General features: G+C 42.6%; 2 protein-coding genes. Both read right to left on the reverse strand.

Annotated features, from left to right (window positions below):
• Positions 1-149: 149 nt before the first annotated feature.
• Entirely contained in the window at positions 150-959 is an 810-nt protein-coding gene (locus tag ICN48_RS13725) for a hypothetical protein (protein ID WP_216154244.1), read from the reverse strand.
• A 109-nt stretch (positions 960-1,068) separates the two neighbouring features.
• Entirely contained in the window at positions 1,069-2,388 is a 1,320-nt protein-coding gene (locus ICN48_RS13730; RefSeq protein WP_370624239.1) for an amidohydrolase family protein, read from the reverse strand.
• Positions 2,389-2,695: the final 307 nt, after the last annotated feature.

Below are 2,695 nucleotides of genomic sequence, written 5' to 3' on the forward strand. Positions count from 1 at the left end.
GTTCCCACATTAAAGCCTTCTGGGTGGCCGTGTAATAGATTCGGGGCCGTTGTTTCATGAGCAACACTCCTTTTGCTTACGCAGTTTGTAGTGTGTTGCATCGATCAGTTGAATTCAAGACCCTAAGGGGTCGTTAAAAACCCTTTATTTCATTTTGGCAGTAAGAAAGTCAGTCCTAGAAGCCCACCAAAACCTTTTGCACTCGTAGAATTTGTGGTGACCATATAGGTTGGACCAGCCTGTATCTGAGTATGGTAGCCAAAGAGATTGACAGTTTTGCCGCCGCTCATAGTTAGCTGATTGGCAGCTGCTCTAGCCATATTGTTATAAGTAATCTGACTTGATAAGTTATAGGTCCAAGCATGATTATTCGTATATGAAATAGACGGCTGAACATTTAATAAATTTCCAGACCCGCCCGCCATGTTCCCGCCGACCCCCCAGGAGTTATACATAGCCGCTCCTATAACCCAATGCTCTGGAGTGAAAAATGCAGCAGCTGAAACCCCCAGCCCAGTTTGCATAGGGCCATTGTTAGCATTCGTCGCAGGAAGCTGCAAATATGGCCCAATACCTGCATAAAAATACTCTGCATGCGTAGGCACAAAAAAGGTTGCTAGCTGCATAGGCTGCTGTTGGTTGGCAACCTGTTGGTCATTTGAATTTCGATTAAAAGTGAACAATGGATTTACGATCAACTGCAAATCAGTACTAAGCGCCACTGGAATAATTGGAGTGAATGCAAATTCATTTTGCTGAATTTGGTTATTTGCCCCAAGTTTTTGATTGTAGTTATAGGTAATAGGCAATTGCACCTGTGGATACAGCCTATTTTGCATATTTTGACCAGATATAGCTTCACTGCTCATAGAGCTCGTGGATGATTGAGCTACAGCAATGCTATTTAAGTCGATAAGGGCGATAGCAAGAAGGGGTTTTTGGAAAATAGATTTATTCACAAGAGAAATCAAACTGACATAAGCCTAGCAAGATCAGGTGTTCGATCGAAATGGCTGAAATCAAAACTCGCCGACGCAGGTCTTGATTTCAGAATTTATACACCTAGCATCACAAAGTGTTCTTGTAGATCTTTCCGTCCTTCATAATGACGCGGAAGTTCTTAGCAGGATCAGCAATGATGTCCAAGTTTTGCGTTGGATCGCCATCTACCAATAACAAATCAGCGTAAGCACCTTCTTGAACCACGCCTAATTTACCTTCTGTATAAGGGTTACGCTTCCCAGATAATGCAAAAAGCTGGGCATTATCATGAGTCACAATTTTAAGAGCATGAGCTGGCGTCATGAACTGCTTCATTCCGACTAACTCAGTGTTTTGTTTGTACATATTCTGAGGCTCAAACAATAAATCAGTTCCCCATGCCAACTTGACGTTATTTTTTATTGCCCAACTCCAAACATTGCCTTGGTTTAAGACAAGCTCATGCTTTCTTGCTCGTACATCAGGAGGGAATGATGGGCCAGCCTCATCAAATACTTGAGTGCTTAACCAAATACCTTTATTAGCCATATATTTAACTGTTGCCTCATCCAACAGTTGTCCATACTCAATGACTGTCACTCCAGCGTCAATTGAACGTCTAACAGAGTGAGGAGTATATGAATGTACAGATACATAAGTTCCAAAATCAGTTGCCGCCTCAACTGCAGCCTTAATTTCGTCTGAAGTGAATTCATTCACATAAAGCGGATCCATATGGGACTCGCCACCGCCACTAGTAGCCAATTTAATTTGAGTAGCTCCATTACGTAAATTAAATCGTGTCGCAGTTAAAACCTGTGCTCGTCCATCCACAATGGATGAGAAGCGCACTTGTTCAAGAGGTGTAAGCGGTCCTCCGAAGCTACGTGGCAATTGTTCTGGTACGGTAAAGTCACAGTGTCCAGAGGTTTGACAAATCATCGATCCGCTTGGATAGATGCGCGGTCCAATTACTTTGCCTTGATCTATAGCATCCTTAACCCTAAAAATTGGACCTGCCATATCGCGAACAGTGGTAAAGCCACGCATCAACATGGCCTGCGCCTGTTCTGAAGCAACTTTGTCCAGAAATGCAATATCTGGATTAGGAATAATAATTTGATCTGCTGTAACACCTGCAATATAAAGATGGGCATGAGCATCACTTAAACCCGGCATTAGCGTACGGCCACCTCCTGCAACAACAGTCGCAGTTGTTCCAGAGGGAACTTCAATAGGCTTATTTGAAATCGTTTTGATGAGATTATTCACCACCAAAACATTGGTTGGGGCAGATAACTTGGTAGATGTGCCGTCAAAAACGCGAACATTTTCGTAAAGAGTGGCTGTCGCTTGAGGGGTGGATTGCGCGATTGCAGTCACTGTACTGATTAGGGTGCTTGACACTATTAAGCATTTAATAAATGTTGTCATAATTTTTCAAAGGTGATTGGTTTAACGAATGCAACATTCAAAGGAGCAATTACATACTAAAGTAGACCTAATATACACAACTATTATGGCTTTTAAAGGAATAATATCGTCCCATTTTATGAGCTACCTTATTGACCTAAAGGCTGTTACTGGCCTTGATTTCAACCCGTCGATGCAACACACTACAAACTGCGTAAGCGCAAGGAGTGTTGCTCATGAAACAACGACCTCGAATCTATTACACAGCTACCCAGAAGGCTTTAATGTGGGAGCGCTGGAA

The sequence above is a fragment of the Polynucleobacter sp. JS-Safj-400b-B2 genome, assembly GCF_018881975.1.
Classification (GTDB): Bacteria; Pseudomonadota; Gammaproteobacteria; order Burkholderiales; family Burkholderiaceae; genus Polynucleobacter.